Source organism: Streptomyces sp. NPDC098101, from assembly GCF_044760185.1.
Lineage (GTDB): Bacteria > Actinomycetota > Actinomycetes > Streptomycetales > Streptomycetaceae > Streptomyces.
This window is the reverse complement of the sequence record NZ_JBIWAS010000003.1, coordinates 287,461-312,605: the sequence shown is the minus strand read 5'-3', so window position 1 is coordinate 312,605 and position 25,145 is coordinate 287,461. Positions and strand designations below refer to the sequence as shown.

Annotated in this window: 26 protein-coding genes, 3 tRNA genes and 1 pseudogene; 10 read left to right on the top strand and 20 right to left on the bottom strand. The window is 73.0% G+C overall.

Translation table 11 applies throughout. From position 1 onward, the window contains the following. Positions 1 to 159 precede the first annotated feature (159 nt). The 3 genes from ACIQVI_RS14380 to ACIQVI_RS14370 all read left to right on the top strand — a co-directional run bounded on the left by ACIQVI_RS14380 (position 160) and on the right by ACIQVI_RS14370 (position 3,215). Complete coding sequence (locus ACIQVI_RS14380; RefSeq protein ID WP_401569498.1) at positions 160 to 1,386, top strand: pyridoxal phosphate-dependent aminotransferase; 1,227 nt, start codon at positions 160 to 162, stop codon at positions 1,384 to 1,386. A 116-nt stretch (positions 1,387 to 1,502) separates the two neighbouring features. After that, entirely contained in the window at positions 1,503 to 2,525 is a 1,023-nt protein-coding gene (locus ACIQVI_RS14375) for an adenosine deaminase (protein ID WP_351972184.1), read from the top strand. 54 nt (positions 2,526 to 2,579) lie between these two features. Beyond that, entirely contained in the window at positions 2,580 to 3,215 is a 636-nt protein-coding gene (locus tag ACIQVI_RS14370; RefSeq protein WP_403596842.1) for an NAD(P)-dependent oxidoreductase, read from the top strand. A gap of 20 nt (positions 3,216 to 3,235) precedes the next feature. Here the strand turns inward: ACIQVI_RS14370 and ACIQVI_RS14365 are convergent. From ACIQVI_RS14365 to ACIQVI_RS14340, 6 genes and pseudogenes are all read right to left on the bottom strand, one after another. Then, positions 3,236 to 4,306: pseudogene (locus ACIQVI_RS14365) on the bottom strand (UDP-N-acetylmuramate dehydrogenase); the annotation flags it as partial. Positions 4,307 to 4,352: 46 nt separating this feature from the next. Continuing rightward, positions 4,353 to 4,781 carry a MaoC family dehydratase gene (locus ACIQVI_RS14360; protein ID WP_351970227.1) on the bottom strand — a complete coding sequence of 143 codons (429 nt, stop codon included), beginning with the start codon at positions 4,779 to 4,781 and terminating at the stop codon, positions 4,353 to 4,355. Between the two features lie 2 nt (positions 4,782 to 4,783). Further along, positions 4,784 to 5,236: a MaoC family dehydratase N-terminal domain-containing protein gene (locus ACIQVI_RS14355; RefSeq protein ID WP_351970228.1), complete on the bottom strand. Its 453-nt coding sequence runs from the start codon at positions 5,234 to 5,236 to the stop codon at positions 4,784 to 4,786. Positions 5,237 to 5,319: 83 nt separating this feature from the next. Beyond that, the gene (gene rpmG, locus ACIQVI_RS14350) at positions 5,320 to 5,484 is read right to left on the bottom strand and encodes a 50S ribosomal protein L33 (RefSeq protein WP_003956487.1); all 165 of its coding nucleotides are present in this window, start codon (positions 5,482 to 5,484) and stop codon (positions 5,320 to 5,322) included. Between the two features lie 89 nt (positions 5,485 to 5,573). Then, positions 5,574 to 5,646: transfer RNA gene (locus ACIQVI_RS14345), tRNA-Met, on the bottom strand. 43 nt (positions 5,647 to 5,689) lie between these two features. Then, a tRNA-Thr gene (locus ACIQVI_RS14340) sits at positions 5,690 to 5,762 on the bottom strand. 206 nt (positions 5,763 to 5,968) lie between these two features. Between ACIQVI_RS14340 and ACIQVI_RS14335 the strand changes: the two genes are divergently transcribed. Together ACIQVI_RS14335 and ACIQVI_RS14330 are read left to right on the top strand one after the other, a co-directional pair. Then, the gene (locus ACIQVI_RS14335; RefSeq protein ID WP_403595281.1) at positions 5,969 to 7,270 is read left to right on the top strand and encodes an amidohydrolase family protein; all 1,302 of its coding nucleotides are present in this window, start codon (positions 5,969 to 5,971) and stop codon (positions 7,268 to 7,270) included. 2 nt (positions 7,271 to 7,272) lie between these two features. Further along, the gene (locus tag ACIQVI_RS14330; RefSeq protein ID WP_351970230.1) at positions 7,273 to 7,929 is read left to right on the top strand and encodes an SDR family oxidoreductase; all 657 of its coding nucleotides are present in this window, start codon (positions 7,273 to 7,275) and stop codon (positions 7,927 to 7,929) included. 70 nt (positions 7,930 to 7,999) lie between these two features. Here ACIQVI_RS14330 and ACIQVI_RS14325 read toward each other — a convergent pair. Next, a tRNA-Tyr gene (locus tag ACIQVI_RS14325) sits at positions 8,000 to 8,081 on the bottom strand. A 171-nt stretch (positions 8,082 to 8,252) separates the two neighbouring features. On the opposite strand from ACIQVI_RS14325, the gene ACIQVI_RS14320 reads away from it, so the two are divergent. From ACIQVI_RS14320 to ACIQVI_RS14310, 3 genes are all read left to right on the top strand, one after another. Beyond that, on the top strand, positions 8,253 to 8,744 hold the full coding sequence (locus ACIQVI_RS14320) for a YajQ family cyclic di-GMP-binding protein (protein ID WP_121830148.1): 492 nt from the start codon (positions 8,253 to 8,255) through the stop codon (positions 8,742 to 8,744). A 96-nt stretch (positions 8,745 to 8,840) separates the two neighbouring features. After that, positions 8,841 to 9,338 (top strand): methylated-DNA--[protein]-cysteine S-methyltransferase, encoded by a 498-nt coding sequence (locus ACIQVI_RS14315; RefSeq protein WP_403595276.1) that lies wholly within the window; start codon positions 8,841 to 8,843, stop codon positions 9,336 to 9,338. Beyond that, a complete protein-coding gene (locus ACIQVI_RS14310; RefSeq protein ID WP_403595273.1) occupies positions 9,335 to 9,961 on the top strand; it encodes an alpha-ketoglutarate-dependent dioxygenase AlkB family protein in 627 nt (208 codons plus the stop codon). The genes ACIQVI_RS14315 and ACIQVI_RS14310 overlap by 4 nt, the downstream gene beginning before the upstream one ends. Here ACIQVI_RS14310 and ACIQVI_RS14305 read toward each other — a convergent pair. The 13 genes from ACIQVI_RS14305 to ACIQVI_RS14245 all read right to left on the bottom strand — a co-directional run bounded on the left by ACIQVI_RS14305 (position 9,958) and on the right by ACIQVI_RS14245 (position 21,919). Further along, the gene (locus ACIQVI_RS14305; protein ID WP_351970240.1) at positions 9,958 to 10,365 is read right to left on the bottom strand and encodes a YccF domain-containing protein; all 408 of its coding nucleotides are present in this window, start codon (positions 10,363 to 10,365) and stop codon (positions 9,958 to 9,960) included. The genes ACIQVI_RS14310 and ACIQVI_RS14305 overlap by 4 nt on opposite strands. Beyond that, on the bottom strand, positions 10,362 to 11,225 hold the full coding sequence (htpX, locus tag ACIQVI_RS14300) for a zinc metalloprotease HtpX (RefSeq protein WP_053646225.1): 864 nt from the start codon (positions 11,223 to 11,225) through the stop codon (positions 10,362 to 10,364). The genes ACIQVI_RS14305 and htpX overlap by 4 nt, the downstream gene beginning before the upstream one ends. Before the next feature lie 147 nt (positions 11,226 to 11,372). Beyond that, on the bottom strand, positions 11,373 to 11,828 hold the full coding sequence (gene mscL, locus ACIQVI_RS14295; RefSeq protein WP_351970241.1) for a large conductance mechanosensitive channel protein MscL: 456 nt from the start codon (positions 11,826 to 11,828) through the stop codon (positions 11,373 to 11,375). Positions 11,829 to 11,862: 34 nt separating this feature from the next. Further along, positions 11,863 to 13,437 (bottom strand): NADH-quinone oxidoreductase subunit N, encoded by a 1,575-nt coding sequence (locus ACIQVI_RS14290; RefSeq protein WP_403595268.1) that lies wholly within the window; start codon positions 13,435 to 13,437, stop codon positions 11,863 to 11,865. Further along, entirely contained in the window at positions 13,434 to 14,987 is a 1,554-nt protein-coding gene (locus ACIQVI_RS14285) for an NADH-quinone oxidoreductase subunit M (protein WP_351970255.1), read from the bottom strand. The genes ACIQVI_RS14290 and ACIQVI_RS14285 overlap by 4 nt, the downstream gene beginning before the upstream one ends. 27 nt (positions 14,988 to 15,014) lie before the next feature. Further along, positions 15,015 to 16,991: an NADH-quinone oxidoreductase subunit L gene (locus ACIQVI_RS14280; RefSeq protein WP_403595265.1), complete on the bottom strand. Its 1,977-nt coding sequence runs from the start codon at positions 16,989 to 16,991 to the stop codon at positions 15,015 to 15,017. Then, positions 16,988 to 17,386, bottom strand: a complete 399-nt coding sequence (gene nuoK / locus ACIQVI_RS14275) for an NADH-quinone oxidoreductase subunit NuoK (protein ID WP_403595262.1) — start codon at positions 17,384 to 17,386, stop codon at positions 16,988 to 16,990. The genes ACIQVI_RS14280 and nuoK overlap by 4 nt, the downstream gene beginning before the upstream one ends. Then, positions 17,386 to 17,946, bottom strand: coding sequence for an NADH-quinone oxidoreductase subunit J (locus tag ACIQVI_RS14270; RefSeq protein WP_403595259.1), 561 nt, complete (start codon positions 17,944 to 17,946; stop codon positions 17,386 to 17,388). Before ACIQVI_RS14270 ends, nuoK begins: the two co-directional genes overlap by 1 nt. Positions 17,947 to 17,975: 29 nt before the next feature. Further along, positions 17,976 to 18,548, bottom strand: a complete 573-nt coding sequence (locus ACIQVI_RS14265; protein ID WP_351970246.1) for an NADH-quinone oxidoreductase subunit I — start codon at positions 18,546 to 18,548, stop codon at positions 17,976 to 17,978. Next, entirely contained in the window at positions 18,548 to 19,516 is a 969-nt protein-coding gene (locus ACIQVI_RS14260) for a complex I subunit 1 family protein (protein WP_351970247.1), read from the bottom strand. The genes ACIQVI_RS14265 and ACIQVI_RS14260 overlap by 1 nt, the downstream gene beginning before the upstream one ends. Continuing rightward, positions 19,513 to 20,862, bottom strand: a complete 1,350-nt coding sequence (locus ACIQVI_RS14255) for an NADH-quinone oxidoreductase subunit C (RefSeq protein WP_403595255.1) — start codon at positions 20,860 to 20,862, stop codon at positions 19,513 to 19,515. The genes ACIQVI_RS14260 and ACIQVI_RS14255 overlap by 4 nt, the downstream gene beginning before the upstream one ends. After that, positions 20,859 to 21,500: an NADH-quinone oxidoreductase subunit B gene (locus tag ACIQVI_RS14250; protein ID WP_403595252.1), complete on the bottom strand. Its 642-nt coding sequence runs from the start codon at positions 21,498 to 21,500 to the stop codon at positions 20,859 to 20,861. The genes ACIQVI_RS14255 and ACIQVI_RS14250 overlap by 4 nt, the downstream gene beginning before the upstream one ends. After that, positions 21,491 to 21,919, bottom strand: a complete 429-nt coding sequence (locus ACIQVI_RS14245) for an NADH-quinone oxidoreductase subunit A (protein WP_199836967.1) — start codon at positions 21,917 to 21,919, stop codon at positions 21,491 to 21,493. Before ACIQVI_RS14245 ends, ACIQVI_RS14250 begins: the two co-directional genes overlap by 10 nt. Before the next feature lie 152 nt (positions 21,920 to 22,071). Between ACIQVI_RS14245 and ACIQVI_RS14240 the strand changes: the two genes are divergently transcribed. Together ACIQVI_RS14240 and ACIQVI_RS14235 are read left to right on the top strand one after the other, a co-directional pair. Beyond that, a complete protein-coding gene (locus ACIQVI_RS14240) occupies positions 22,072 to 23,259 on the top strand; it encodes a sensor histidine kinase (RefSeq protein ID WP_403595249.1) in 1,188 nt (395 codons plus the stop codon). A 497-nt stretch (positions 23,260 to 23,756) separates the two neighbouring features. After that, positions 23,757 to 25,043 (top strand): sensor domain-containing protein, encoded by a 1,287-nt coding sequence (locus ACIQVI_RS14235; protein WP_351970251.1) that lies wholly within the window; start codon positions 23,757 to 23,759, stop codon positions 25,041 to 25,043. Positions 25,044 to 25,145: the final 102 nt, after the last annotated feature.

The following is a 25,145-nucleotide window of genomic DNA, read 5'->3' as shown; positions in this document are numbered from 1 at the left end:
AGTGAGCATACGTGGTCTTGGGCCCTCACGTCGAACAGAAACCGCCCCGACCTGCCGCAGACCCGCCTCGGGGCGCGCGTACGACCGGGAATGACCGTTCCTGTCCGGTCCGTGAAACCTGTGTGCCCGGCCGGAACGCGGTCTGGGACGATGGGCCGCATGAGCGCTGCTACCCCTCCCACCGAGCGTCGGGTCTCCGCCCGGATCGGTGCGATCTCCGAGTCCGCCACCCTCGCCGTCGACGCCAAGGCCAAGGCCCTCAAGGCCGCCGGTCGCCCGGTGATCGGTTTCGGCGCGGGCGAGCCCGACTTCCCGACCCCCGACTACATCGTCGAGGCGGCCGTGGAGGCCTGCAAGAACCCGAAGTACCACCGCTACACCCCGGCCGGCGGTCTGCCCGAGCTGAAGTCCGCCATCGCCGCCAAGACGCTGCGCGACTCCGGCTACGAGGTCGACGCGTCCCAGATCCTGGTGACCAACGGCGGCAAGCAGGCGATCTACGAGGCCTTCGCCGCGATCCTCGACCCGGGCGACGAGGTCATCGTCCCGGCGCCGTACTGGACGACGTACCCCGAGTCGATCCGTCTCGCGGGCGGCGTGCCGGTGGAGGTCGTGGCCGACGAGACGACCGGTTACCGGGTCTCGGTGGAGCAGCTGGAGGCGGCCCGTACGGAGAAGACCAAGGTCGTCCTCTTCGTCTCCCCCTCGAACCCGACCGGCGCCGTCTACAGCGAGGCCGACGCCGAGGCGATCGGCCGCTGGGCCGTCGAGCACGGCCTGTGGGTCCTGACGGACGAGATCTACGAGCACCTGGTCTACGGCGACGCGAAGTTCACCTCGCTGCCGGCGATCGTGCCCGAGCTGCGCGACAAGTGCGTCGTGGTCAACGGCGTGGCGAAGACGTACGCGATGACGGGCTGGCGCGTCGGGTGGATCGTGGGCCCGAAGGACGTCGTGAAGGCCGCCACGAACCTCCAGTCGCACGCCACGTCCAACGTGAGCAACGTCGCGCAGGTCGCCGCGCTCGCCGCCGTCTCCGGGAACCTGGACGCGGTCGCGGAGATGCGTACCGCCTTCGACCGGCGCCGCCAGACGATCGTGCGGATGCTGAACGAGATCGACGGCGTCGTCTGCCCGACCCCGGAGGGCGCGTTCTACGTGTACCCGTCGGTGAAGGGGCTGCTCGGCAAGGAGATCCGCGGCAAGCGCCCGCGGACCTCGGTCGAGCTGGCCGCCCTGATCCTGGACGAGGCCGAGGTCGCGGTCGTCCCGGGCGAGGCCTTCGGCACCCCCGGCTACCTGCGCCTGTCGTACGCGCTGGGCGACGAGGACCTGGTGGAGGGCGTGTCCCGGATCCAGAAGCTCCTGGCCGAGGCGACCGACTGACCGCGGTGCCACGCGGGCCCCGGTTCCCCGGAACCGGGGCCCGTTTCTGCGTTCGGGAGGACCCCGATCGGGGAAAGGGGCTGTCTTCGCCCGTTCGGGTGCGGCAGGATCGATCGATGGAGCACGATTCCCGCGACCTCACCCTGTTGCCCAAGGCCCACCTGCACCTGCACTTCACCGGTTCGATGCGGCCCACGACGCTGATCGAGCTGGCCGACAAGTACGGCGTGCACCTCCCGGAAGCGCTGAGCAGCGGTACGCCGCCCAAGCTGCGGGCGACCGACGAGCGCGGCTGGTTCCGCTTCCAGCGGCTCTACGACATCGCCCGCTCCTGCCTGCGCGCGCCGGAGGACATCCGGCGGCTCGTCCGCGAGGCGGCCGAGGAGGACGTCAAGGACGGTTCGGGGTGGCTGGAGATCCAGGTCGACCCCACCTCGTACGCCCCGCACCTCGGCGGGCTCATCCCGGCCCTGGAGATCATCCTGGACGCGGTCGAGTCGGCGTCCCGGGACACCGGGCTCGGGATGCGGGTCCTGGTGGCGGCGAACCGGATGAAGCACCCCCTGGAGGCGCGGACCCTGGCCCGGCTCGCGGTGCGGTTCGCGGACCGGGGCGTGGTGGGCTTCGGGCTCTCCAACGACGAGCGGCGCGGCATGGCCCGCGACTTCGACCGGGCGTTCGCCATCGCCCGGGACGGCGGCCTCCTGGCGGCCCCGCACGGCGGTGAGCTGACGGGTCCGGCGTCGGTGCGGGACTGCCTGGACGACCTGCGGGCGGCGCGGGTCGGCCACGGGGTGCGGGCGGCGGAGGACCCGAGGCTGCTGCGCAGGCTCGCCGAGCGCGGGGTGACCTGCGAGGTCTGCCCGGCGTCGAACGTGGCCCTCGGGGTGTACGAGAGGCACGAGGACGTGCCGCTGCGGACCCTCTTCGACGCGGGCGTGCCGATGGCGCTCGGCGCGGACGACCCGCTGCTCTTCGGCTCCCGGCTCGCGGCGCAGTACGAGATCGCCCGCCGGCACCACGGCTTCACGGACGCGGAACTGGCCGAGCTGGCCCGGCAGTCGGTGCGGGGTTCCGCCGCGCCGGAGGGGGTACGCGAGAAGCTGCTCGCGGGCATCGACGACTGGATCGGGTCCTGAACGGGTCCTGTTCCGGGTCCTGAGCGGGTCCCGCCACGGGGGAGGCACGGGATGATGAGGCTCACCGTCTTCGGCGCGACCGGCGGCACCGGCCGGGAGATCGTCCGCCAGGCGCTGGCCGCGGGCCACGAGGTGACGGCGGTCGTACGGAACCCGGCGCGGCTCGCGGTGAGCGGCACCCGGCTCGTGGTCCGGCGGGCCGAGGACCTGTCCGACCCCGAGGCGCTGCGCGCGGCGGTCGGCGGCCGGGACGCGGTGCTCTCGGGCCTCGGGGCCAGGAGCCGGGCGGACGCGGGGGTCGCGGCCCGGCTGACCCGCTCGGTGCTCGCGGCGATGGAGGCCGAGAAGGTGCGCCGCCTCCTGGTGGTCAGCGCGGCCCCGCTGGGGCCGGTCCCGGACGGTCAGGCCCTCGTGGACCGGGCGGCCCGCGCGGTGGTCGGCGCCGTCCTGAAGGACGTGTACGCCGACCTGCGGGCCATGGAGTCGGACCTGGCCGCGAGCGACGCCGACTGGACCGCCGTGCGCCCGCCCCGGCTGACGGACGGGCCGGGCACCGGCCGGTACCGCACGGCCGTCGCCGGCACCCCGCCCCGGGGCCGCTTCCTGGCCCGCGCGGACGTGGCGCACGCGATGCTGGCGATGATCGACGACCCGGCGACGCTGAAGCAGGGCGTGGGCGTCGCGTACTAGTCGCGTACCAGCGGTACCGGCTAGATCTCGACGCCGACGGTGACGGGCTCGTTGACGAGGGTGATCCCGAAGGCCTCGCGCACCCCGGCGACGACCTCGCGGGCGAGGGCGAGCAGGTCCTCGGTGGTCGCCGCGCCCCGGTTGGTGAGGGCGAGCGTGTGCTTGGTGGAGATCCGGGCGGGCCCGGAGCCGTACCCCTTGGTGAACCCGGCCCGGTCGATCAGCCAGGCCGCCGAGGTCTTCACCGCGTCGTCGCCCGCGGGGAAGGCCGGCGGGACGACGTCCGGGCCGAGGCGCTCGGCCACGCGCGCGAGGAAGGTCCCGTACTGCTCCGTCGTGAGGATCGGGTTGGTGAAGAAGGAGCCGGCCGACCAGGTGTCGTGGTCCTCCGGGTCGAGGACCATGCCCTTCCCGGCGCGCAGCTTCAGGACGGTCTCGCGGGCGGCGGCGAGCGGGACGCGGTCGCCGGCCTCGACACCGAGGGCGCGGGCGGTCTCGGCGTACTTGATCGGCGCGGAGAGCCCGTCGGCGTCTTCGAGCGCGAAGCGGACGCGCAGCACGACGTACCGCTCGGGGTGCTCCTTGAAGCGGCTGTGCCGGTACGAGAAGGCGCACTCGGCGTTGGTCAGGGTGACCGTCTCGCGCGTGGTCCGGTCGTACGCGACGACCTCGGTGACGGTGGCGGAGACGTCCTGCCCGTACGCGCCGACGTTCTGGATCGGGGTGGCCCCGGCCGAGCCGGGGATCCCGGCGAGGCACTCGACCCCGGCGAGCCCGGCCTCGACGGTCCGCGCGACGGCGTCCGTCCAGACCTCTCCGGCGGCCAGCTCCAGACGGGTCCCGTCGAGCGAGAAGCCGGTGGTGGCGATCCGCAGCGCGGTGCCGTCGAAGCCCTTGTCCCCGATGACCAGGTTGGACCCGCCGCCGATGATAAGCAGCGGCGTCCCGGCGTCGTCGGCCTCGCGGACGGCGGCGATCACCTCGTCGTCGGTGGTGGCGGTGACGAGCCGGGAGGCGGGTCCGCCGAGACGGAAGGTGGTGAGGGGGGCGAGGGGGGCGTCGTTGAGGAGCTGCACGGGCCCAAGGTTACGGCTTGCTTTTTCGCGGGCGAAAAAGCAAGCCGTAGTCCGACGTCCGTCAGGCGAGCCGCACCACGGCCCGGCTCATCCCCAGGACCTTCTGCCCCGCGCTGGTCGCGGTGAGGTCCACCCGGACGAGGCCGTCGTCCAGCTTGGCGGCGACCTTGGCGGCGACCTCGATCAGGGCGCCGGTGTCGTCGTTGGGGACGACGACGGGCTTGGTGAAGCGGACGCCGTACTCGACGACGGCGGCGGGGTCGCCGGTCCAGTCGGTGACGACGCGGATCGCCTCGGCCATGGTGAACATGCCGTGGGCGATGACGTCGGGCAGGCCGACCCCGACCGCGAACTTCTCGTTCCAGTGGATGGGGTTGAAGTCCCCGGAGGCGCCGGCGTACCGGACGAGGGTGGCGCGGGTGACGGGGAACGACTGCGCGGGCAGCTCGGTGCCGACCTCGACCTCGTCGTAGGCGATCTTCGCGGTCATGGTCAGGCCTCCTCGGGCGCTCGGGAGACGAGCTTGGTCCAGGCGGTGACGACGTGCTCGCCGGTCTCGTCGTGGACCTCGCCGCGGATGTCCAGGATGTCGTTGCCCGCCATCGACTTGATCGCCTCGATGGTGGAGGTGACGGAGAGCCGGTCCCCGGCGCGTACGGGGCGGGCGTACACGAACTTCTGGTCGCCGTGGACGACCCGGCTGTAGTCGAGGCCCAGCTGCGGGTCCTCGACGACCTGTCCGGCCGCCTTGAAGGTGATGGCGAACACGAAGGTGGGCGGGGCGATCACGTCGGGGTGGCCGAGCGCCTTGGCCGCCTCCGCGTCGGTGTACGCGGGGTTGGCGTCCCCGATCGCCTCGGCGAATTCGCGGATCTTCTCGCGGCCGACCTCGTAGGGCGGGGTGGGCGGATAGGTCCGGCCCACGAAGGACTGGTCGAGCGCCATGGACTCGATACCTCCTGGATTTGTTGCCGACAAACGACACGAGGCCGCCCCCGAAGTGGGGACGGCCTCGTGTACGAGCCTGATTAACGCGTCTCGCGGTGCGCGGTGTGCGAGTTGCAGCGAGGGCAGTGCTTCTTCATCTCAAGACGGTCCGGGTTGTTACGCCGGTTCTTCTTGGTGATGTAGTTCCGCTCCTTGCACTCCACGCAGGCCAGCGTGATCTTCGGGCGGACGTCGGTGGCAGCCACGTGAGTGCTCCTTGGACGGACGGTTGGACGGATGAACGCATAAAAGGGTAGCCGATCGAAGGACCGACCCCGCAATCGGCTACCGTGTGTAGCGGTGACCGGACTTGAACCGGTGACACAGCGATTATGAGCCGCTTGCTCTACCGACTGAGCTACACCGCTTTGATGATCCGGATCCCGTCCGAAGACGGGTCCTTCTCACCAGAGCCCCAATACGGAATCGAACCGTAGACCTTCTCCTTACCATGGAGACGCTCTACCGACTGAGCTATTGGGGCGAGCGAGGAAGACATTACACGGTCCCCGGCCCATCTCCCAAATCCGTTTCCCGGAGCCGGTCCTCCCCCTCCCACCAGGCGTCACGTACGCCACACGTGCCCTCATCGGGACGCCCGCCGCGCCCTTCCCCGCAGGTCATCGAGGGCGCCCCTAGGCTCGGGCCCACGCCGGGTGATCCCGATCCCGAGGAGGCCTGAGGAGCCGGATGTCAGCCGACAGCAAGCAGCCCCGGCCGCCCGGGGACGGGGCCGCGCCCGGCGCCGGCCCGACCTCGCTCCTGCTCGCGCACGCGCGCCTCGCCGACGGGCGGACCGTGGACGTGCGGCTGGTGGGCGACCGGATCGAGGCGGTCGGCACGGCGGGCAGCCTGGAGCCGGTGACGGCGGGTGCCCGGGTGGACCTCACCGGACATCTGCTGCTGCCCGCGCCGGCCGAGCCGCACGCCCACGCCGACACCGCGCTCACCGCCGACCTCCCCGGCCCCGTCCCGTACGACGGGGAGGAGGTGCGGCGCCGGGCCACGGAGGCCGCGCTGCTCCAGCTCGGGCACGGCGCGACCGCGCTGCGCGCGCACGTGCGGATCGGCGGCGACCGGGGGCTCGGGCCGCTGGAGGCGGTGCTCAGGGCCCGGCGTTCGCTGCACGGCCTGGGCGAGCTGGCGCCGGTCGCCGTGCCCCGGCTGCTCACGGGGGCGGCGGGCGCGGACGGGCGGGCGCTGCTGCGGGACGCGGTGCGCGCGGGCGCGGGGGCGGTCGGCGGCCGCCCGGACCTGGACCCCGACCCGGACGGGCACCTGGCGGCGGTCCTGGAGGTCGCGGCGGAGCACGGCGTACCGGTGGACCTGCACACCGAGGGGGACGATCCGGCGTGGCTGGCCCGCCTGGCGGCAAGGGCCGGGGAGCTGGGGACGGCGGTGGCGATCGGGCCGTGCGCGGGCCTGGCCCGGCTGCCCTCCGAGGTGGCGGGGCGGGCGGCGGACCGGCTGGCGGCGGCCGGCGTGACGGTGGTGTGTCTGCCGCAGGGCGGGTGCGCGGACGCGGGGTCGCGGGGCCGGGGGTCCGGGGGGACGGCGCCGGTCCGGCTGCTGCGGTCGGCGGGGGTGCGGGTGGCGGCCGGGAGCGGGGCGCTGCGGGACGCGGCGAACCCGGTGGGGCGCGGGGACCCGCTGGAGGCGGCGTACCTGCTGGCCTCGCAGGGCGGGCTCTCGCCAGAGGAGGCGTACGGGGCGGTGAGCACGGAGGCGCGGGCGGCCCTCGGCCTTCCGGAGGTACGGGTGGAGGCGGGCTTCCCGGCGGAGCTCCTGGCGGTGCGGGGCGAGCGGCTCGCGGGCGCGCTGTCCCTGGCGTACAGCAGGATCGTGGTGCACCGGGGGCGGGTGGTGGCGCGGACGAGCGCGGTGCGGGAGTACTGCGACTCGGAGGCGGCGCCGGACCTGCCGCGGCAGGCGCGGACGAGGCGGCCGCCCGAGCCGGGAAGCCCTCAGGCCGGTCCCGTCGTACGGTCGTGAGTATGCGCATCGTCATCGCTGGAGGACACGGACAGATCGCCCTGCGCCTGGAGAGGCTGCTCTCGGCGGGCGGACACGAGGTGGCGGGGGTCATCCGCCGGCCGGAGCAGGCGGCGGACCTGCGGGAGGCGGGTGCCGAGCCCGTCGTCCTGGACCTGGAGACGGCGTCGTCCCACATGGTCGCCGACGCCCTGCGGGGCGCGGACGCGGTCGTCTTCGCCGCGGGCGCGGGCCCGGGCAGCGGCTCGGACCGCAAGGACACGGTGGACCGGGGGGCCGCGGTGCTCTTCGCGGACGCGGCGGAACGGGCGGGGGTGCGGCGGTACGTCGTCGTCTCCTCGATGGGCGCGGACGCGTCCCACCCGGGCGAGGAGATCTTCGACACGTACCTGCGGGCCAAGGGCTCGGCGGACGACGAGATCCGCTCCCGTACGGCCCTGGACTGGACGATCCTGCGCCCCGGCACCCTCACGAACGACGCGGGCACGGGCCTGGTCCGCCTGGAGGCCCGCACGGGCCGCGGCCCGGTCCCCCGCGACGACGTGGCGGCGGTCCTCGCCGAACTCCTGGAAACCCCGGCCACGGCCGGCCTCACCCTGGAACTGACCTCGGGCTCAACACCGGTCTCGGTGGCGGTGAAGTCGGTGGCCGGAAACTGACCCGGCCTCTCCCGCACCTCGCACAACGAAGGAAGGCCCCCGGTGCGAAACCGGGGGCCTTCTTCTCGTGTGGCGACGCCAGGATTCGAACCTGGGTAGGCTAAGCCGACGGATTTACAGTCCGCTCCCATTGGCCGCTCGGGCACATCGCCATGAGATCGCTGCCGTGGAGCCGCTTTTCGGCGGTGTTCCTTGGCAACGACGTAAACAATACCTGATCCCCCGGGGTGCTCCGCCACCGGATTGATCAGCGGTTCGGGCCGTGGCTCACCCCCTAGGCTTCGGTCTGTACCCCACAGCATCCGAGCAAGGAGCCACGAGTCATGGCCGACTCCAGTTTCGACATCGTCTCCAAGGTCGAGCGGCAGGAGGTCGACAACGCCCTCAACCAGGCCGTCAAGGAGATCTCGCAGCGCTACGACTTCAAGGGAACCAACGCCTCGATCTCCTGGTCGGGCGAGAAGATCCTCATGCAGGCGAACGGCGAGGAGCGGGTCAACGCGATCCTCGACATCTTCCAGTCCAAGCTGATCAAGCGCGGGATCTCGCTCAAGTCGCTGGACGTCGAGGGCGAGCCGCAGCTCTCCGGCAAGGAGTACAAGCTCTTCGCCTCGGTCACCGAGGGCATCTCCCAGGAGAACGCCAAGAAGGTCGCGAAGACCATCCGCGACGAGGGCCCCAAGGGCGTCAAGGCCCAGGTCCAGGGCGACGAGCTGCGGGTCAGCTCGAAGAGCCGGGACGACCTCCAGGCCGTGCAGGCGCTCCTCAAGGGCAAGGACTTCGACTTCGCGATCCAGTTCGTGAACTACCGCTAGTCCCGCGCCGAAGGTCGTGTCCGAATCCCGCCAGCTCCTTCGTCGGCGGCCCCGCACACTGGGGCGTGGAAGGACCGTGTGGGAGAGGAAGCAGTCATGACCGTGTACGCGTACGTCGACGGCCCCCTGGGGGAGATGCTGCTCGTCGGGCGGCTCGTGCCGGGGGGTCGTGTCGTGTTGCGGTCGCTGTCCCTGCCGGGGCAGAAGGGGGGCGTCGCGGTCGGGGACGGGTGGACGTGCGCGCCGGGGGCCTTCGAGGAGGTCGCCGGGCAGTTGCGGGAGTACTTCGCCGGGGAGCGGGAGCGGTTCGAGGTGGAGTTCGACGGGGACGCCGGGACCGAGTTCCAGCGGCGTGTCTGGCGGGCGCTGGAAGAGGTGCCGTACGGCTCGACCGTCTCGTACGGGGAGATCGCCCGGCGGGTCGGGTCGGCCGGGGCCGGGGTGCGGGCCGTGGGGACCGCGATCGGGCGCAATCCGCTGCTCGTGGTGCGGCCCTGTCACCGGGTGATCGGGGCCGACGGGGCCCTGCGCGGGTACGCCGCCGGGGTCGAGCGCAAGGAGCGCTTGTTGAGCCTGGAGGGGGCCCTGGCGTGAGCGAGGGGCTCTTTCCCCGGGCGCGGGTCACCGTGGCGCCCGGAGCCGTGCACGTGCCCGCGTGGCTCCCTTTTCCGCGGCAGCGGGAGCTGGTGGACGCCTGCCGGGAGTGGGGGCGCGGGCCCTTTCCGTACCGGCGGACCGTGCTGCCGGGCGGGGGCGTCATGTCGGTGCGGTCGCTGTGCCTGGGGCGGCAGTGGGTGCCGTACCGCTATCTCGACGCCGTCGGCGCCGCACTGCCCGGGTGGCTGGTTTCGCTCGGGCGGGAGGCCGTCGCCGAGGCGTACGGGGACCACGGTGGTTTCGCGCCCGACACCGCGCTCGTGAACTTCTACCCGGCCGAGGCGCGGATGGGGATGCACCAGGACCGGGAGGAGCGTGCGAGCGCGCCGGTGGTGTCGCTGAGCCTCGGGGACCGGTGCGTGTTCCGCTTCGGGAACGAGGAGAACCGGGGGCGGCCGTACAAGGACGTCGAGCTGGTCTCCGGGGACCTGTTCGTCTTCGGCGGGCCCTCGCGGTGGGCGCACCACGGGGTGCCCCGGGTCTTCCCGGGGACCGCCGAGCCCGCCCTCGGGCTGCGGGGGCGGCTCAACATCACCCTGCGGGAGACCGGGCTCCCCTAGTAGCCCTGGGGGACGTGGACGCCCGCCGCGCGGTCCGTGGAGACGATCTCCTTGCCCAGGGGCAGCAGCGAGACCGGGATCAGCTTGAAGTTCGCGATGCCCAGCGGGATGCCGATGATCGTGAGGCAGAGGGCGATGCCGGTGGTGATGTGGCCGAGGGCCAGCCACCAGCCGGCCAGGACCAGCCACAGGACGTTGCCCACGCAGGAGGGCGCGCCCGCGTCGCGGCGGTCGACGACCGTCTTGCCGAAGGGCCACAGGGCGTAGATCCCGATGCGGAAGGCGGCGAGCCCGAAGGGGATGCCGATGATCGTGATGCAGAGCAGGAGTCCCGCGAGCATGTAGCCGAGGAACATCCAGAATCCGCACAGGATCAGCCAAATGACGTTCAGGATCGTCTTCACGGGCGTCGACCTGCCATCTGTTCGAGCCGGGCGATGCGTTCGGCCATCGGCGGGTGGGTGGAGAACATCTTGGAGAGGCCCTGGCCGGGCCGGAACGGGTTCGCGATCATCATGTGGCTCGCGGTCTCGATCCGGGGCTCGGGCGGCAGCGGCAGCTGCTTGGTGCCGGCCTCCAGCTTCCGCAGGGCGCCCGCCAGGGCGAGCGGGTCGCCGGTGAGCTGGGCGCCGGAGGCGTCGGCCTCGTACTCCCGGGAGCGGGAGATGGCCAGCTGGATGACCGAGGCGGCGATCGGGCCGAGGATCAGGATCAGGAGGTAGCCGAGGAGGCCGGGGCCGTCGTCGTCGTTGGAGCGGCCGACGGGGATCAGCCAGGCGAAGTTCACCAGGAACATGATCACGGAGGCGAGCGCTCCGGCGACCGAGGAGATGAGGATGTCCCGGTTGTAGACGTGGCTTAGCTCGTGGCCGATGACCCCGCGCAGCTCGCGCTCGTCGAGGAGGGCGAGGATGCCCTCGGTGCAGCAGACGGCGGCGTTGCGCGGGTTGCGGCCGGTCGCGAAGGCGTTGGGCGCCTGGGTCGGCGAGATGTAGAGCCGGGGCATGGGCTGGCGCGCCTGCGTGGAGAGCTCGCGCACCATCCGGTAGAGCGCGGGCGCCTCGAACTCGCTGACCGGGCGGGCGCGCATGGCCCGCAGCGCCAGCTTGTCGCTGTTCCAGTACGCGTACGCGTTGGTGCCGAGCGCCACGACGAGCGCGACGATCAGTCCCGTACGCCCGAAGAAGCTGCCGATGACGATGATGAGGGCCGAGAGCCCTCCGAGGAGGACGGCGGTCCTCAGCCCGTTGTGCCGGCGGTGCACGGTACGCCCTCCAGGTGGTGCGGCAGGGGAACCCTTTTCTTCGTGGTGGTCCACTCCTTCAGTGGACCCTCCCGTACTGGTCAACGCCAGGCGGGAGGTTCGGGTTCCCCCGGCCGCACCGGGGGCTCCTGTGGGCCGTTCGGGTGATCAGCGGGGAGCCGGGAGCCCGACCTTCTCCGGGAAGGTGGCGACGGGCTCGACCTCGCTGGTGCAGTGCGCGCAGCGGGAGGCGATGGTCGGGATCTCGCTGTAGCAGTGGGGGCAGTCGCGCTTCTCCGACTTGGGGTCGGCCGCCTCCTCCTTGGCGAACTTGTGCTGGATCTTCGTCATGGGGACGACGATCAGGAAGTAGAGGACCGCCGCGGTGATGACGAAGGCGATGGACGCGGAGATGGCCAGGCCGTAGGGGAAGACGGTCTTGCCGACGCTGAACGTCGCGTCGTTGAAGTTGCCCACGGAGCCGGTGGCGAGGCCGATGAGCGGGGTGATGAAGGCCTTGCTGAAGCCCGTGACGACGGAGGTGAACGCCGTTCCGACGGCCAGGCCGATGGCCATCGAGATGACGTTCCCGCGAAGTATGAAGTCCTTGAATCCGTTCAGCACGGGGTCCTGCTCCTAGGTTCTGCTCGGGTGGGGGTCAGAAGAGCGTCGTCGTCGCGAAGCGGAGGGCGAACTGCGGGTAGCCCGACAGGACGGCTCCGGCGGCGGCGGTCAGCGCGATCGCCAGGGTGATCGGCGCGGACCGGTGGAGGGCGACGCTGCCCTCCCGGGCCCCTTCCGGGGCTCCTGCCGGGACCTCTCCCGGCGCTCCTTCCGGGGTGCGGAAGAGCAGGGCCGTCCAGCGGAGGTAGTAGTACAGCGCGATCACGACGTTGAGCGCCATGACCACGGCCAGCCAGCCCAGGCCCGCGTCGACGGCCGACGAGAAGACGGTCACCTTGGCGAAGAGGCCGATGATACCCGGGGGCAAACCGGCCAGATTCAGGAGGAAGAAGGCGAGCGCGAGGGCCGCGGCGGGGCTCGCCGCGTACAGGCCCCGGTAGTCCTCGATCCGGTTCCGGGGGTGCGCGCGCGCGACGAGCGCGACGACCGCGAAGGCGCCGAGGTTCACCACGGCGTACATCAGGGCGTACGCGACGGTGGCGCCGACCTGGTCGTTCCCGGAGTACGCGGCGGCCGCGATCGGCACCAGGAGGTAGCCGGCCTGGGCGACGGAGGACCAGGCGAGCAGCCGGACCGCGCTCCACGCGCGCGTGGAGAGCTGGCGCAGGGCGGCGACGTTCCCGGCGGTCATGGTGAGCGCGGCGAGGACGGCGAGCGCCGGGCCCCACACGTCCGCGTACGAGGGGAAGGCGACGACGGTCACCAGGATCAGGCCGGTGAAGCCGACGGCCTTGCCGACCACGGAGAGGTAGGCGGCGACGGGCAGCGGGGCGCCGACGTAGGTGTCGGGGACCCAGAAGTGGAAGGGGACGGCGGCCGTCTTGAAGGCGAAGCCGACGAGGGTGAGGGCGACGCCCGCCTCGGCGAGGGTCTGGAGCTGCCCGGGGACGTCGTCGAGGCGCTGGGCGATCTCCGTGAGGTGGAGGGTGCCGGTCGCCGCGTACACGAAGCTCGCGCCCAGCAGGGTGACGGCGGTCGCGGTGACGGAGGAGAGGAAGAACTTGAGGGCGGCCTCGCCGGACATGCGGTCGCCGCGCTTGAGGCCGACGAGCGCGAAGGCGGGCAGGGAGGCCACCTCCAGGGCGACGACGAGGGTCGCGAGGTCCCGGGAGGCGGGCAGCAGGGCGGCTCCGGCGGCCGAGGAGAGCAGCAGGAACCAGTACTCGCCGGCCGGGAGGGGCTCGCGGGGCGACGGCTTTCCGCCGGCCGGGGGCCTCTCGCGGGTCGCGTCCAGGGAGAGCAGCGCGGTGAGGAGCGCCCCGCCGAGGACGAGGAGCTGGACGACGAGGGTGAAGTGGTCGGCGGTGTAGCTGCAGGCCGTGACCCGGGTGTCGGGGGTGAGGCAGAAGGTGGAGCGGTCGCCGGCCCGCAGGGGCACGAGGAGGGCGAGGGCGGCTACCAGGCCGCCGATCGCGGTCCACCCGAGGAGCCGCTTGCGCTCCGGGGGGACGAAGAGGTCGGCGACGAGGACGGCGAGGGCGACCGCGGCCGTGAGGACGGGGGGCGCGATCGTGAGCCAGTCGACGGACTGGACGAGCTGCGACGTCACTGGGTGCCTCCGGCGAGGAGCTTCTGGACGGCCGGGTCGGTGAGGCCGAGGAGGACGGCGGGCCAGAGTCCGGCGAGGACGGTGAGGGCGACGAGCGGGGTCCAGGCGGCGAACTCGTACCCCTGGACGTCGGGGATCGGGGTCTCCCCGGCGGGCCGGGGGCCGCCCATGCAGACGCGGCGGACGACGATCAGGAGGTACGCGGCGGTGAGCAGGGTGCCGAAGGCGCCGATCGCCGTGAAGGTGAGGAAGGCGGGGCGGCTGAGGCCCTCGGCCGGGTCGAAGGCGCCGAAGAGGGCCAGCATCTCGCCCCAGAACCCGGCGAGGCCCGGCAGGCCGAGGGAGGCGACGGCGGCGAAGGCGAGGAGGGCGCCGAGGCGGGGGGCGCGGCCGTAGAGGGCGGCTCCGGTGGCGCCGGCGAGGGTGTCGAGGTCGGCGGTGCCGTACCGGTCCTTGACCGCGCCGACCAGGAAGAAGAGCAGTCCGGTGACGAGGCCGTGGGCGATGTTGGCGAAGAGGGCGCCGTTGACCCCCGTGGGGGTCATGGTGGCGATGCCGAGGAGCACGAAGCCCATGTGGCCGACGGAGGAGTACGCGATGAGCCGCTTGAGGTCGCCCTTGGCGCCGGGGCGCGCGAGGGCGAGGCAGACGAGCGAGCCGTAGACGATCCCGGCGACGGCGAAGGCGGCGAGGTACGGGGCGAAGGTCCTCATGCCGTCGGGCGCGATCGGCAGGACGATCCGGACGAATCCGTACGTGCCCATCTTGAGCAGGACGCCGGCGAGGAGGACGGAGCCGACGGTGGGGGCGGCGGTGTGGGCGTCCGGGAGCCAGCTGTGCAGCGGCCACATCGGGGTCTTCACGGCGAGCCCGATCCCGATCGCGAGAACGGCGATGACCTGCACGGACGTGGTCAGTCCGCGGCCGTTGTCAGTGGCGAGTGCCACCATGTCGAACGTGCCCGACTTCACACCGATGAGGAGGAGTCCGAGCAGCATGACAACGGAGCCGAGGAGCGTGTAGAGGACGAACTTCGTGGCGGCGGCGCGCCTGCCCTCGCCGCCCCAGCGGGCGATGAGGAAGTACATCGGGACGAGGACCGTCTCGAAGGCCAGGAAGAACAGGACGAGGTCGAGGACGGCGAAGGTCGCGAGGGTGCCGGCCTCCAGGACGAGGAGCAGGGCGACGAAGGCCTTCGGGGAGGGCCCGCTCGGCATCTTGAAGTAGCTGTGGAGCGCGCAGAGGAAGCTCAGGAGCGCGGTCAGGACCAGGAGGGGGAGGGAAATGCCGTCGACGCCGAGGTGGATCCGCACGTCCAGTGCCCTGATCCAGCTGATGTCCGTCGTGGCCTGCATCGTCGACGGGTGGTCGTGGTCGAAGCCCAGCGCGAGGGCGATCGCGGCGAGCAGGATCACGCCGGTGACGGTGACGCCGTGGCGCAGGACGGCCTGGTCGGGCGACTTCCCCTTCAGCCCCGGCGGGGCGGGGAGGAGGGCGGCGACGGCGCCGAGGAGCGGTCCGGCGACGATCGACGCCAGGAGGAACTGCATCACGGATTCGCTGATATCGATCACGGCTCACGCTCCGGCGACGGCGTTGGCGAGGGCGACTGCGGCGATCGCCAGGACGACGGAGCCGGCGAGCAGGGCGCTCAGATAGGTCTGGACGTTGCCGGTCTGGGCGCGGCGGACGAGCCACCCCAGGCCCTTGGCCGAGCCTGCGGCGCCCCGGACGTAGGTGTCGACGACCTCGCGGTCCAGGAAGCGGGCCAGGGAGGCGGCGGCGAGTACGGGGCGGACGAAGGCGGCCCGGTAGACGGCGTCCAGGTGGAAGCCGTCGGCGGCGGGGCGGTGCAGCGGGCCGAGGAGGACGCGGCCGGGGTCGGCCGGGTCCTCGGCGGGGTGCGGCAGGCGCAGCGCCTCGGCCTCGACCAGGCCCGCGTCGGCGTCCGGGTGGGCGACGTGCGGGGTGGGGACGGCGGGGGCCCGGGCCGCGAGGGTGCGCCAGACCGCGTAGGTGACGGCGGCTCCGGCGACGGCGAGGCCGGTGCCGAGGACGGCGGTGGTGAGGGTCGGGGCGAGGTCGTGCCCGTCGAACCAGTCGGGGAGGTACCGGACGGTCAGGCCGAAGCCGAGGGAGGGGACGGCCAGGACCCACAGGACGCTGGTCATGGCGATCGGCTGGCGACCGTGATTGGGGGCCTCGGGGCCCCGGCCGCGGAAGGTGCGCAGCCAGAGGCGGAGGGCGTAGGCGGCGGTGAGGAGGGCGGTCAGGAGGCCCGCGACGAGGACGGTCCAGCCGGCTCCGGCGGGGGCGACGGTCCGGTCCCCGAGCGCGGTGTGCTCGGCGGCCACCAGGACGGCCTCCTTGGAGAAGAAGCCGGCGAAGGGCGGGATCGCGGCGAGCGCGAGGAGGGCGACGGTCATCGTCCAGTACGCGTCCGGGATGCGCTTCGCGAGGCCGCCGGTGCGGGACATGGCGGTGAGCGAGTTCGTCCCGGCGGCGTGGATGACCGCTCCGGCGGCGAGGAAGAGCAGCGCCTTGAAGGCGGCGTGCGAGAGGAGGTGGAAGACGGCGGCGCCCCGGTCGCCGACGGCGAGGGCGCCGGCCATGTAGCCGAGCTGGCCGATCGTCGAGTAGGCGAGGACCCGTTTGATGTCGTCCTGGGCGAGCGCGGCGAGCGCCGAGCCGACCATGGTGATCGCGGCCAGCACGGCGAGGACGGTCATCGCGGCGGCGGAGGCGGCGAAGACGGGGAGCAGCCGGGCCGTGAAGTAGATGCCGGCCGCGACCATCGTGGCGGCGTGGATGAGCGCGGAGACGGGGGTGGGACCGGCCATGGCGTCCGGGAGCCAGGTGTGCAGCGGGAACTGGGCGGACTTGCCCGCGACGCCGGCGAGCAGCAGCAGCGCGATCACGGTGGGGTGGTCGAGGCCGCCGGTCGCGACGGCGCCGAGGATGCCGGTGATCCGGAAGGTGCCGGCGTCGGCGGCGAGCGCGAAGAGCCCGATGAGGAAGGGCACGTCGCCGAGCTTGGTGACGAGGAAGGCCTTGAGGGAGGCGGACCGGGCCTCGGGGGTCTCCCAGTAGTGGCCGACGAGGAAGTACGAGCAGATGCCCATGATCTCCCAGCCGACCAGGAGCACCATCAGGTCGCCGGAGTAGACGACGAGGAGCATCGCGGCGGTGAAGAGGGAGACGAGCGCGGCGTACGAGGGGTAGCGGGGGTCCTCGCGGAGGTAGCCGGTCGAGTAGACCTGCACGCAGGTCGCGACCACTCCGACGAGGACGGCGACGAGGGCGGCGAAGCCGTCGACGTGCAGGGCCAGGTCGATCGGGACCGAGCCGGTGGGGGTGAGCTGGGTGGCGGCGTCGATCGCCTTCCCGCCGCCCTGGCGGACCGCCACGAGGACGGCCAGGACGGCGGCGGCGAGGGTCGGGAGGACGGCGAGGGGGCGGACGAAGCCGGGGGCGGTGCGGCCGAGGAGGAGTCCGGCGGCGGCGCCGAGGAAGGGGAGGAGGGGGACGAGGACGGCGAGGGTGGTCGTGGTCACGCGGCGGCCTCGGCCTTCTCGTCGTGCGGGCCGGCGGGCGGAGCCGGGTCCGGGTCCGTGTCCGGGTCCAGGTCCGGGTCCTCGTGCGGGTGCTCCGCCGTGTCGCGGAGGCGGTCGATGTCCGAGGTGCCGCGGTTGCGGTGGACCATCAGGACGATCGCGAGGCCGATGCCGATCTCCGCGGCGGCGACGGCGATGGTGAAGAGGGTGAGGGCCTGGCCGGCGTGGAGGGCGTCGCGGAGCCAGACGTCGAAGGCGACGAGGTTGAGGTTGACGGCGTTGAGCATGAGCTCGACGGACATCAGGACGAGGATCGCGTTGCGGCGGGCGAGGACGCCGTAGAGGCCGGTGCAGAAGAGGAGGGCGGCGAGGACGGCCGGGTAGGCGAGGTGCATCAGCGTTCCCCCTCCTTCTTCTTGCGGGAGAGCACGATGGCGCCGACCAGGGCGGCCAGGAGGAGCACGGACAGCGCCTCGAAGGGCAGCACCCAGTGCCGGAAGAGGATCGCGCCGGTCACCTCGGTGGAGCCCTGGACGGCTCCGTCGAGGTCGATCCAGGTCGTGCGGAACGCGTCGACGACCACCCAGACGAGCGCGGCCGCGGCGGCCAGGGCCACGGCGAGGGCGACCGGGCGGTTGCCCGAGTCGGTGTCCGGGGAGCGGCCGATGGGGGCCTTGGTGAGCATGAGGCCGAAGAGGAGGAGGACGACGACGGAGCCGACGTAGATCAGCACCTGGACCCAGGCGATGAACTCGGCGGTCAGGAGCAGGTACTCGACGGCGAGGCCGCCGAGGGCCACGACCAGCCAGAGGGCGGCGTGCACCAGCTGGCGGGTGGTGACGGTGACGACGGCGGCGCCGAGGGTGACGAGGCCGACGAGGAGGAAGGCGATCTCGACGCCGGTGGGCGAGAGGAAGCCGTGGCCTTGCGCGGCCTGCTGCTGTGCCGTGTGCACCGCTTGTGCCGTGTGTACCGCTGTCAGGATCACCGCTGTTCCCCCTCGGCGGCCGCCGCGGCCGCCGCCTTCTCCGCCGCCTTGCGGGCGGCGGCGATCTCCTTCGGTTCCTCCGCGCGCGGGTCGAGCGCGGGCGGTTCCGGGACCGTCCACATCCACTCGCGGAGCTTGTCGCGCTCGTGCGTCAGCTCGTGGATGTCGGTCTCCGCGTACTCGAACTCGGGCGACCAGAACAGCGCGTCGAAGGGGCACACCTCGATGCAGATGCCGCAGTACATGCAGAGCGCGAAGTCGATGGCGAAGCGGTCGAGGACGTTCCGGCTGCGTTCGCGGCCGCCGGGGGCGGCGGGCGGCACCGTCTCCTTGTGGGAGTCGATGTAGATGCACCAGTCGGGGCACTCGCGGGCGCAGAGCATACAGACCGTGCAGTTCTCCTCGAACAGGCCGATGACCCCGCGGGTGCGGGGCGGGAGTTCGGGCTGGACGTCGGGGTACTGCGCGGTGTGCGAGCGCCGCGTCATGGTGCGGAGGGTGACGGCGAGGCCCTTGGCGAGGCCGGAACCCGGAATGCCGGGTCGGGAGGGCGGGAGGGGAGGGGCCATTAGTTGATCGCCACCTTCACGATGCCGGTGAGCGCGATCTGCGCGAGGGCGAGCGGGACGAGCGTCGTCCAGGCGAGCCGCTGGAGCTGGTCCTCGCGCAGGCGCGGGTAGCTGACCCGCAGCCAGATGACGACGAAGGCGAGGACGGCGGTCTTCAGGAGGGTCCAGACCCAGCCGAGGCCGTCGGCGCCGAGGGGGCCGTGCCAGCCGCCGAGGAAGAGGACGGTGGTGAGGCCGCAGAGGACGACGATGCCCGCGTACTCGGCGAGCAGGAAGAGCGCGAAGCGGAGGCCGGTGTACTCGGTGTACGCGCCGAAGATGATCTCCGAGTCGGCGACCGGCATGTCGAACGGGGGCCGCTGGAGCTCGGCGAGGCCGGCCACGAAGAAGACGAGCGCGCCGACGATCTGCCAGGGCAGCCACCACCACTCGAAGGCGTCCAGGATGCCGGGGAGGGAGACGGTGCCGGCGGCCATCGCGACGGAGGCGGCGGCGAGGAGCATGGGGAGCTCGTACGCGAGGAGCTGGGCGGCCGTCCGAAGCCCGCCGAGCAGCGAGAACTTGTTCGCGGAGGCCCAGCCGGCCATGAGGCTGCCGAGGACGCCGACGCCCATGACGGCGAGCACGAAGAAGATGCCCGCGTCGACGACCTGGCCGACGGCCCCCTCGCCCGGGCCGACCGGGATCGCGACGAGGACGAGGAGGTACGGGAGGAGGGCGACGGCCGGCGCGAGCTGGAAGACCCGCCGGTCGGCGTCCTTCGGGACCACGTCCTCCTTCTGCGCGAACTTCACGCCGTCGGCGACGAGCTGGGCCCAGCCGTGGAAGCCGCCGGCGTACATGGGGCCGAGGCGGCCCTGCATGTGGGCCATGACCTTGTGCTCGGTCTGGCCGACGACGAGGGGCAGCACGAGGAAGACGGCGAAGACGACGAGGAGCCGGAGGGCGACGTCGAGTACGTCGTTCACGCGGGATCGCCTCCGGCGGGGTGGGTGGGGTCTGGGTCGGTGTCGGTGTCGGTGTCCGTGTCCGCGCCCGTGTCCGCGCCCGTGTTCGTGGGCCGGGCCTTGCCGGGTCCGTCGGCGTCGGGTTCCTTCTCGGGGCCTTCGGCCCCGGTCCCCGGCTCGGTGGCGGGGTGCGGGCCGGGACCCCGTACGTCGGCCGGCCCGCCGGACCCGGCCGGAGCGGACGGCTCGGCGGCGGTGTCCGGCTGCGCCGGGGTGGCGGGCTCGGCCGGAGCGGCCGTCGGCGTCCCGGTGTCCGGCTTCGCCGGAGCGGCCGGGGGCGCAGGAGCCGCCGGTTCCTCGTCGAAGGCCGGGCGGGCGTGGTGCCAGGGGGCGTCCGAGCTGCGGGTGCGCCGGGGGGCCGTCGGCTCCGGGGGCGTCTGGCTCGCGGAGCCGTCCGAAGCCGAGCGCGTACGGCGTACCGGGGCACCCGGCTCCCCCGCCGCCTGGCTCGCCGAACCGTCGGCCGCCGAGCGGGAGCGGCGGGGTGCCGCCGATACGTCCTGGCTGGCGGAGCCTTCCGACGCGGAACGGGTACGGCGAGGGGGTGTCTCCTGGCTCGTCGAGCCATCCGACGCGGAGCGGGTACGACGAGGTGTCGGCGGTGTCTCCTGGCTCGTCGAGCCCTCCGATGCCGAGCGGGTGCGGCGAGGGGCCGTGTCCTGGGTGGTGGGGGGCTCCGTCGCCGGGCGGGGGCGGCGGGCCGGGCGTTCGGCTCGGGTGGGGGCCGGGGGGAGTTGGCCCTTGAGGGGGCCCCATTCGTTGGGGTCCGGGACGCCCGGGGGGAGCATCTGGCGGCGCTTGGGGCCGCCGTCGTGGGACTCGCCCGGTTCCTTCGCGCCCGGCCACGCCTTGGCGACCCGGGCCGCGAGGACGAAGTCCTTGCGCAGCGGGTGGCCCTCGAAGTTCTCGGGGAGGAGCAGCGGGACCAGGTGCGGGTGGCCGGTGAAGTCCACGCCGAACATCTCGTGGGTCTCGCGCTCGTGCCAGCCCGCGCCCGCGTACACCCCCACCGCCGTGGGGAGGACGGGGGCCGCGTGCGGGACCGTCGTACGGACGAGGAGGCGGCGCGGGCCGCCCTCCGCGAGGGACACCACGTGCGCGCAGACCCGGAAGCCCGTGCCCGGCTCGTCGACCGCGCTCAGCCAGTCGAAGTAGGTGCAGCCCAGCTCGTCGCGGGCCGTGGTCAGGGCCGTGATCCAGGAGGACGGCGGGACGTCGACCGTCAGCAGGTCGTACGCCCGCTCCGCCGTCGCCTCCTCGCCGAAGACCTCCGTCACCGCGTCGGGGAGGCCGTCGTACGCGCTCATGCCGTGCCTCCCGGCGGGGGCGTCAGCGGGCTCGTCAGTTCGGACACCGAGGCCGACCGTCCGTAGCGCTCCGCCAGGCTCTCCCGCGCGATCTTCTCCTGGAGCTTGAGGATGCCCTGGAGCAGCGCCTCGGGCCGGGGCGGGCACCCCGGCACGTACACGTCGACGGGGATGATCTGGTCGACGCCCTTCGTCACGGAGTACGAGTCCCAGTACGGGCCGCCGCAGTTGGAGCAGGCACCGAAGGAGATGACGTACTTCGGTTCGGGCATCTGCTCGTACAGGCGCTTCACGGCCGGTGCCATCTTGTCCGTCACCGTGCCCGAGACGATCATCAGATCGGCCTGGCGCGGGCCGGGCGCGAAGGGGATCACGCCGAGGCGGATGAAGTCGTGCCGGGCCATCGACGCGGCGATGAACTCGATCGCGCAGCAGGCGAGGCCGAAGTTGAAGACCCACAGGCTGTAGCGGCGGCCCCAGTTCAGGACCACCTTCATCGGCTCCGGGGCCAGGCGGGCGAGCATCCCCAGCTTCGGGGCGGGCAGGGCCACGGGCTCGGAAGCGGGGCCGGTGCCGGTACCGGCGTCGGTCCCGTGGCCGGTGCCGGTCCCGTGGCCGGTTCCGGGTGTTACGTCCATGTCAGGACGCCCTTCTTGTACGCGTAGAGCAGCCCCACGGCCAGGAAGCCGAGGAAGACGAACATCTCGACCAGGGTCGTGGCGCCGTAGCCGGGCGCGGCGAAGACTGTCGCCCAGGGGAAGAGGAAGATCGAGTCGACGGCGAAGATCACGTAGAGGAAGGCGTACACGTAGTAGCGGACCTGGGTGTGCGCCCAGCCCTCCCCCACGGGGTCGACGCCGCACTCGTACGTGAGGAGCTTCTCGGGCGTCGGCACGACGGGCCGGAGCAGCCGGCCGGCGCCGAACGCCACGGCGACGAAGAGCACGCCGACGACGGCGAGCAGGCCGACGACGGAGTACGTCTGGAAGTAGTCCGCCGCGTCGGCCGCGACAACGGTCGGTTCCCGCACGTCCGCCCCTCGGTCCAGGTGCCCCATGGGTCACTTCTGTTCTGTACGCACGCGAGTCTAGGCCCTGTTAAAGGGACCGTAAGCAGTCGCGGTGGCCGGTTCCGGTGGGGTTAACCCCCCTCCCGTTCACCCACCTCCCCCATGGCGGCGCACGATCCCCGCCAGGCACCCTGGGGCTCATGAGTGCCGATCACGACTCCGCCGCCGCCCCTTCCACGGGGTCTTCCGCCGCCCCGGCGCGCCCCCGCACCGCCTACGGCAAGGAGACCTGGAAGGAGCTCGCCTTCCTCCTCTCCAACCTGTTCACGGCGCTGGCCGGTTTCGTCTACGCGGTGGTGAGCGTGGTGCTCGGCGTCGGGCTCTCGGTCACCGTGGTCGGCCTTCCGCTGCTCGCCCTCGGCCTCGGCGGCGCCCGCTGGATCGGCCGGTCGGAGCGGGCCCGGGCCCGGGGCCTGCTCGGCGTCGAGGTCGGCGAGCCGTCCCCGCTGCCCCGGCGCGGCGGCTTCTTCGGCTGGCTGTGGTCGGCGCTGAAGGACCCGGTGGCCTGGCGGACCCAGCTGTACGGGCTGATCCGGCTGCCCTGGGGGATCCTGACGTTCACGGTCTCCCTGGTCTCGCTCCTCGTCCTCTGGCCCGTGCTGCCCTTCCTGGCGCGGCTCCTCGCCGGTGCCGACCGGGGCATGGTCCGGGGGCTGCTCTCGCCCTCCGACGAGCTGGAGCGGCGGATCGCCGAGCTGGAGACGGACCGGGGCGTGGTCGTGGACACCGCCGCCGCCGACCTGCGGCGCATCGAGCGCGACCTGCACGACGGCGCGCAGGCCCGGCTCGTCGCCCTCGCGATGGGGCTCGGGCTGGCGAAGGAGAAGCTCCTGGACGACCCGGAGGCCGCCGCCGCGATGGTCGACGAGGCGCACGGCGAGGTGAAGCTCGCGCTCCAGGAGCTGCGGGACCTGGCCCGGGGCATCCACCCGGCCGTCCTCACCGACCGAGGGCTCGGCGCCGCCCTGTCCTCGGTCTCCGCGCGCTGCACGGTGCCGGTGCGGGTCGACATCGACCTGGCCGAACGGCCTGCGGAGGCGATCGAGGGCATCGCGTACTTCACGGTGTCGGAGCTGCTCCAGAACGTCTCCAAGCACTCCCGCGCCCGGTCCGCCTCCGTGGAGGTGTGGCGGGCGGCCGACCGGCTGATGCTCCAGGTCCGCGACGACGGCACCGGCGGGGCCCGCCTCGACGGCGGTACGGGGCTCGCCGGGCTCGCGGAACGCCTCGGCGCGGTCGACGGCGTCCTCGTCCTGGACTCCCCGGCGGGCGGCCCGACGACGGTGACGGCGGAACTCCCGTGGCGGGACCGGCCGACGGGACGCTGAACGCGGGGCGGTCGCGCGGCGGTCGGCGGTCGGCGGTCGTAAGGCGGCTGGCTGTTCGCGAGGCGGTCGGCGGTCGTGACGCGGTCGGCTGTTCGCGAGGCGCCCGGCGGTCGTAAGGCATCCGGCGGTCGTACAGCATCCGGCGGTCGTACGGCGCCCGGCGGTCATACGGCGACCACCACCCACCGCACACCCATCGCGCGCCCACCGACCGCCCGCCGGACCCCGACCATCCCCCGGCCATCGGCCGCTCACCGCCCCGCAGTCACGGAACGACCACCCCACGGCCACCCGGCGACCACTCCACGGGAATCCGGCAATCCCCGGGTCATCGCCCGGTCACCGCCCGGTCCTTCCGGAGCGGAGCGGCCGCCCCGGGGGGGGTGGGGAAAACCCCCGCCCGCAGACGCCGACCTCCCTCATGGTCCGGCGTCCGCCGGAACGGAATCCTGGAACACGCACCCCCCGGCTCCCACCAGCAGAGAAGGACGTCCGCCATGCCCTCCGACCGACTCCCCGCCGCGATCCGCGCGCCGTTCGAGGGCCGCACCTGGCGCGCCCTCGGGTACGTGCTGATCGGGCTTCCGCTGAGCATCTGCTGGTTCGCGCTCTCCGTCTCCCTCGTCTCGACCGGCGCGGGGCTGCTCATCACCTTCCTCGGGGTGCCGGTCCTGGCCGGGGCGCTCGCCCTGTGCCGGGGCTTCGGGGCGGTGGAGCGGGCCCGGGCGCGGGCGCTGCTCGGCCTCGACGTGGCGGCGCCGGAGCCGGTGCGCGGCCGGACCGGCGGGCCGTTCTCGTGGATGGGGGCCGTGCTGAGGAGCGGGGCGTCCTGGCGGCACCTGCTGTACGCGCTCGTGCACATGCCGTGGGCGGTGTTCTCCTTCTCGGTGACCGTGGCGTTCTGGGCGTGGGGCTGGAGCCTCTTCACGTATCCGCTGTGGCAGTGGACGTTCCCCGCGTACGTCGGGCAGGACGGGATCCAGCTGTACGGCGACGCGACGCACAGCTTCTACCTGGACTCGCCCTTCGAGATCGCGGTGACCTGCCTGATCGGCCTGCTGTTCGTCCTGGTCGGGCCGTGGCTGCTGCGCGGGTTCGTCGCCGTCGACCGGTTCCTGGTGGCCGGGCTGCTCGGCCCGTCCCGGCCGGCCTCGCGGGTGACGGAGCTGGAGTCGGACCGGGGTGTGCTCGTGGACACCGCCGCCGCCGACCTGCGGCGCATCGAGCGGGCGCTGCACGACGGCGCGCAGGCCCGGCTCTCGGCGCTCGCCATGGACCTGGGCCTGGCGAAGGAGCGGCTGGCGGAGGATCCGAAGGCGGCGGCGGTCCTGGTGGAGGAGGCTCACGGCGAGGTGAAGCTCGCGCTCCAGGAGCTGCGGGACCTGGCCCGGGGCATCCACCCGGCCGTCCTCACCGACCGGGGCCTGGACGCGGCCCTGTCGGCGGTGGCCTCGCGCTGCGCGGTCCCGGTGTCGGTGGACGTGGACCTGCCGGCGCGGCCGGTCGCGGCGATCGAGGGCATCGCGTACTTCACGGTGTCGGAGCTGCTGCGGAACGTCACCGAGCACGCGCGGGCGCGGCGCGCCCGGGTGGACGTGTGGCGCGCGGGCGACCGGCTGATGCTCCAGGTCGGGGACGACGGCGTCGGCGGCGCGGAGGCGGCGGCCGGGCGGAGCCTGGCGGCGCTCTCCGACCGGGTCGGGGCGGTGGACGGGGTCCTGGCCGTGGACTCCCCGGCGGGCGGCCCGACGACGGTGACGGTCGAACTGCCCTGGCGCGCCTAGGGCTTCCGCAGTCTTCCGGGGTCCTCCGGGTGCGATGCTGGGCTGCGACGGAAGACCGGACGACCGGATCATGGGGGCTGTGGGGCGTGGGAGAGCGGGACG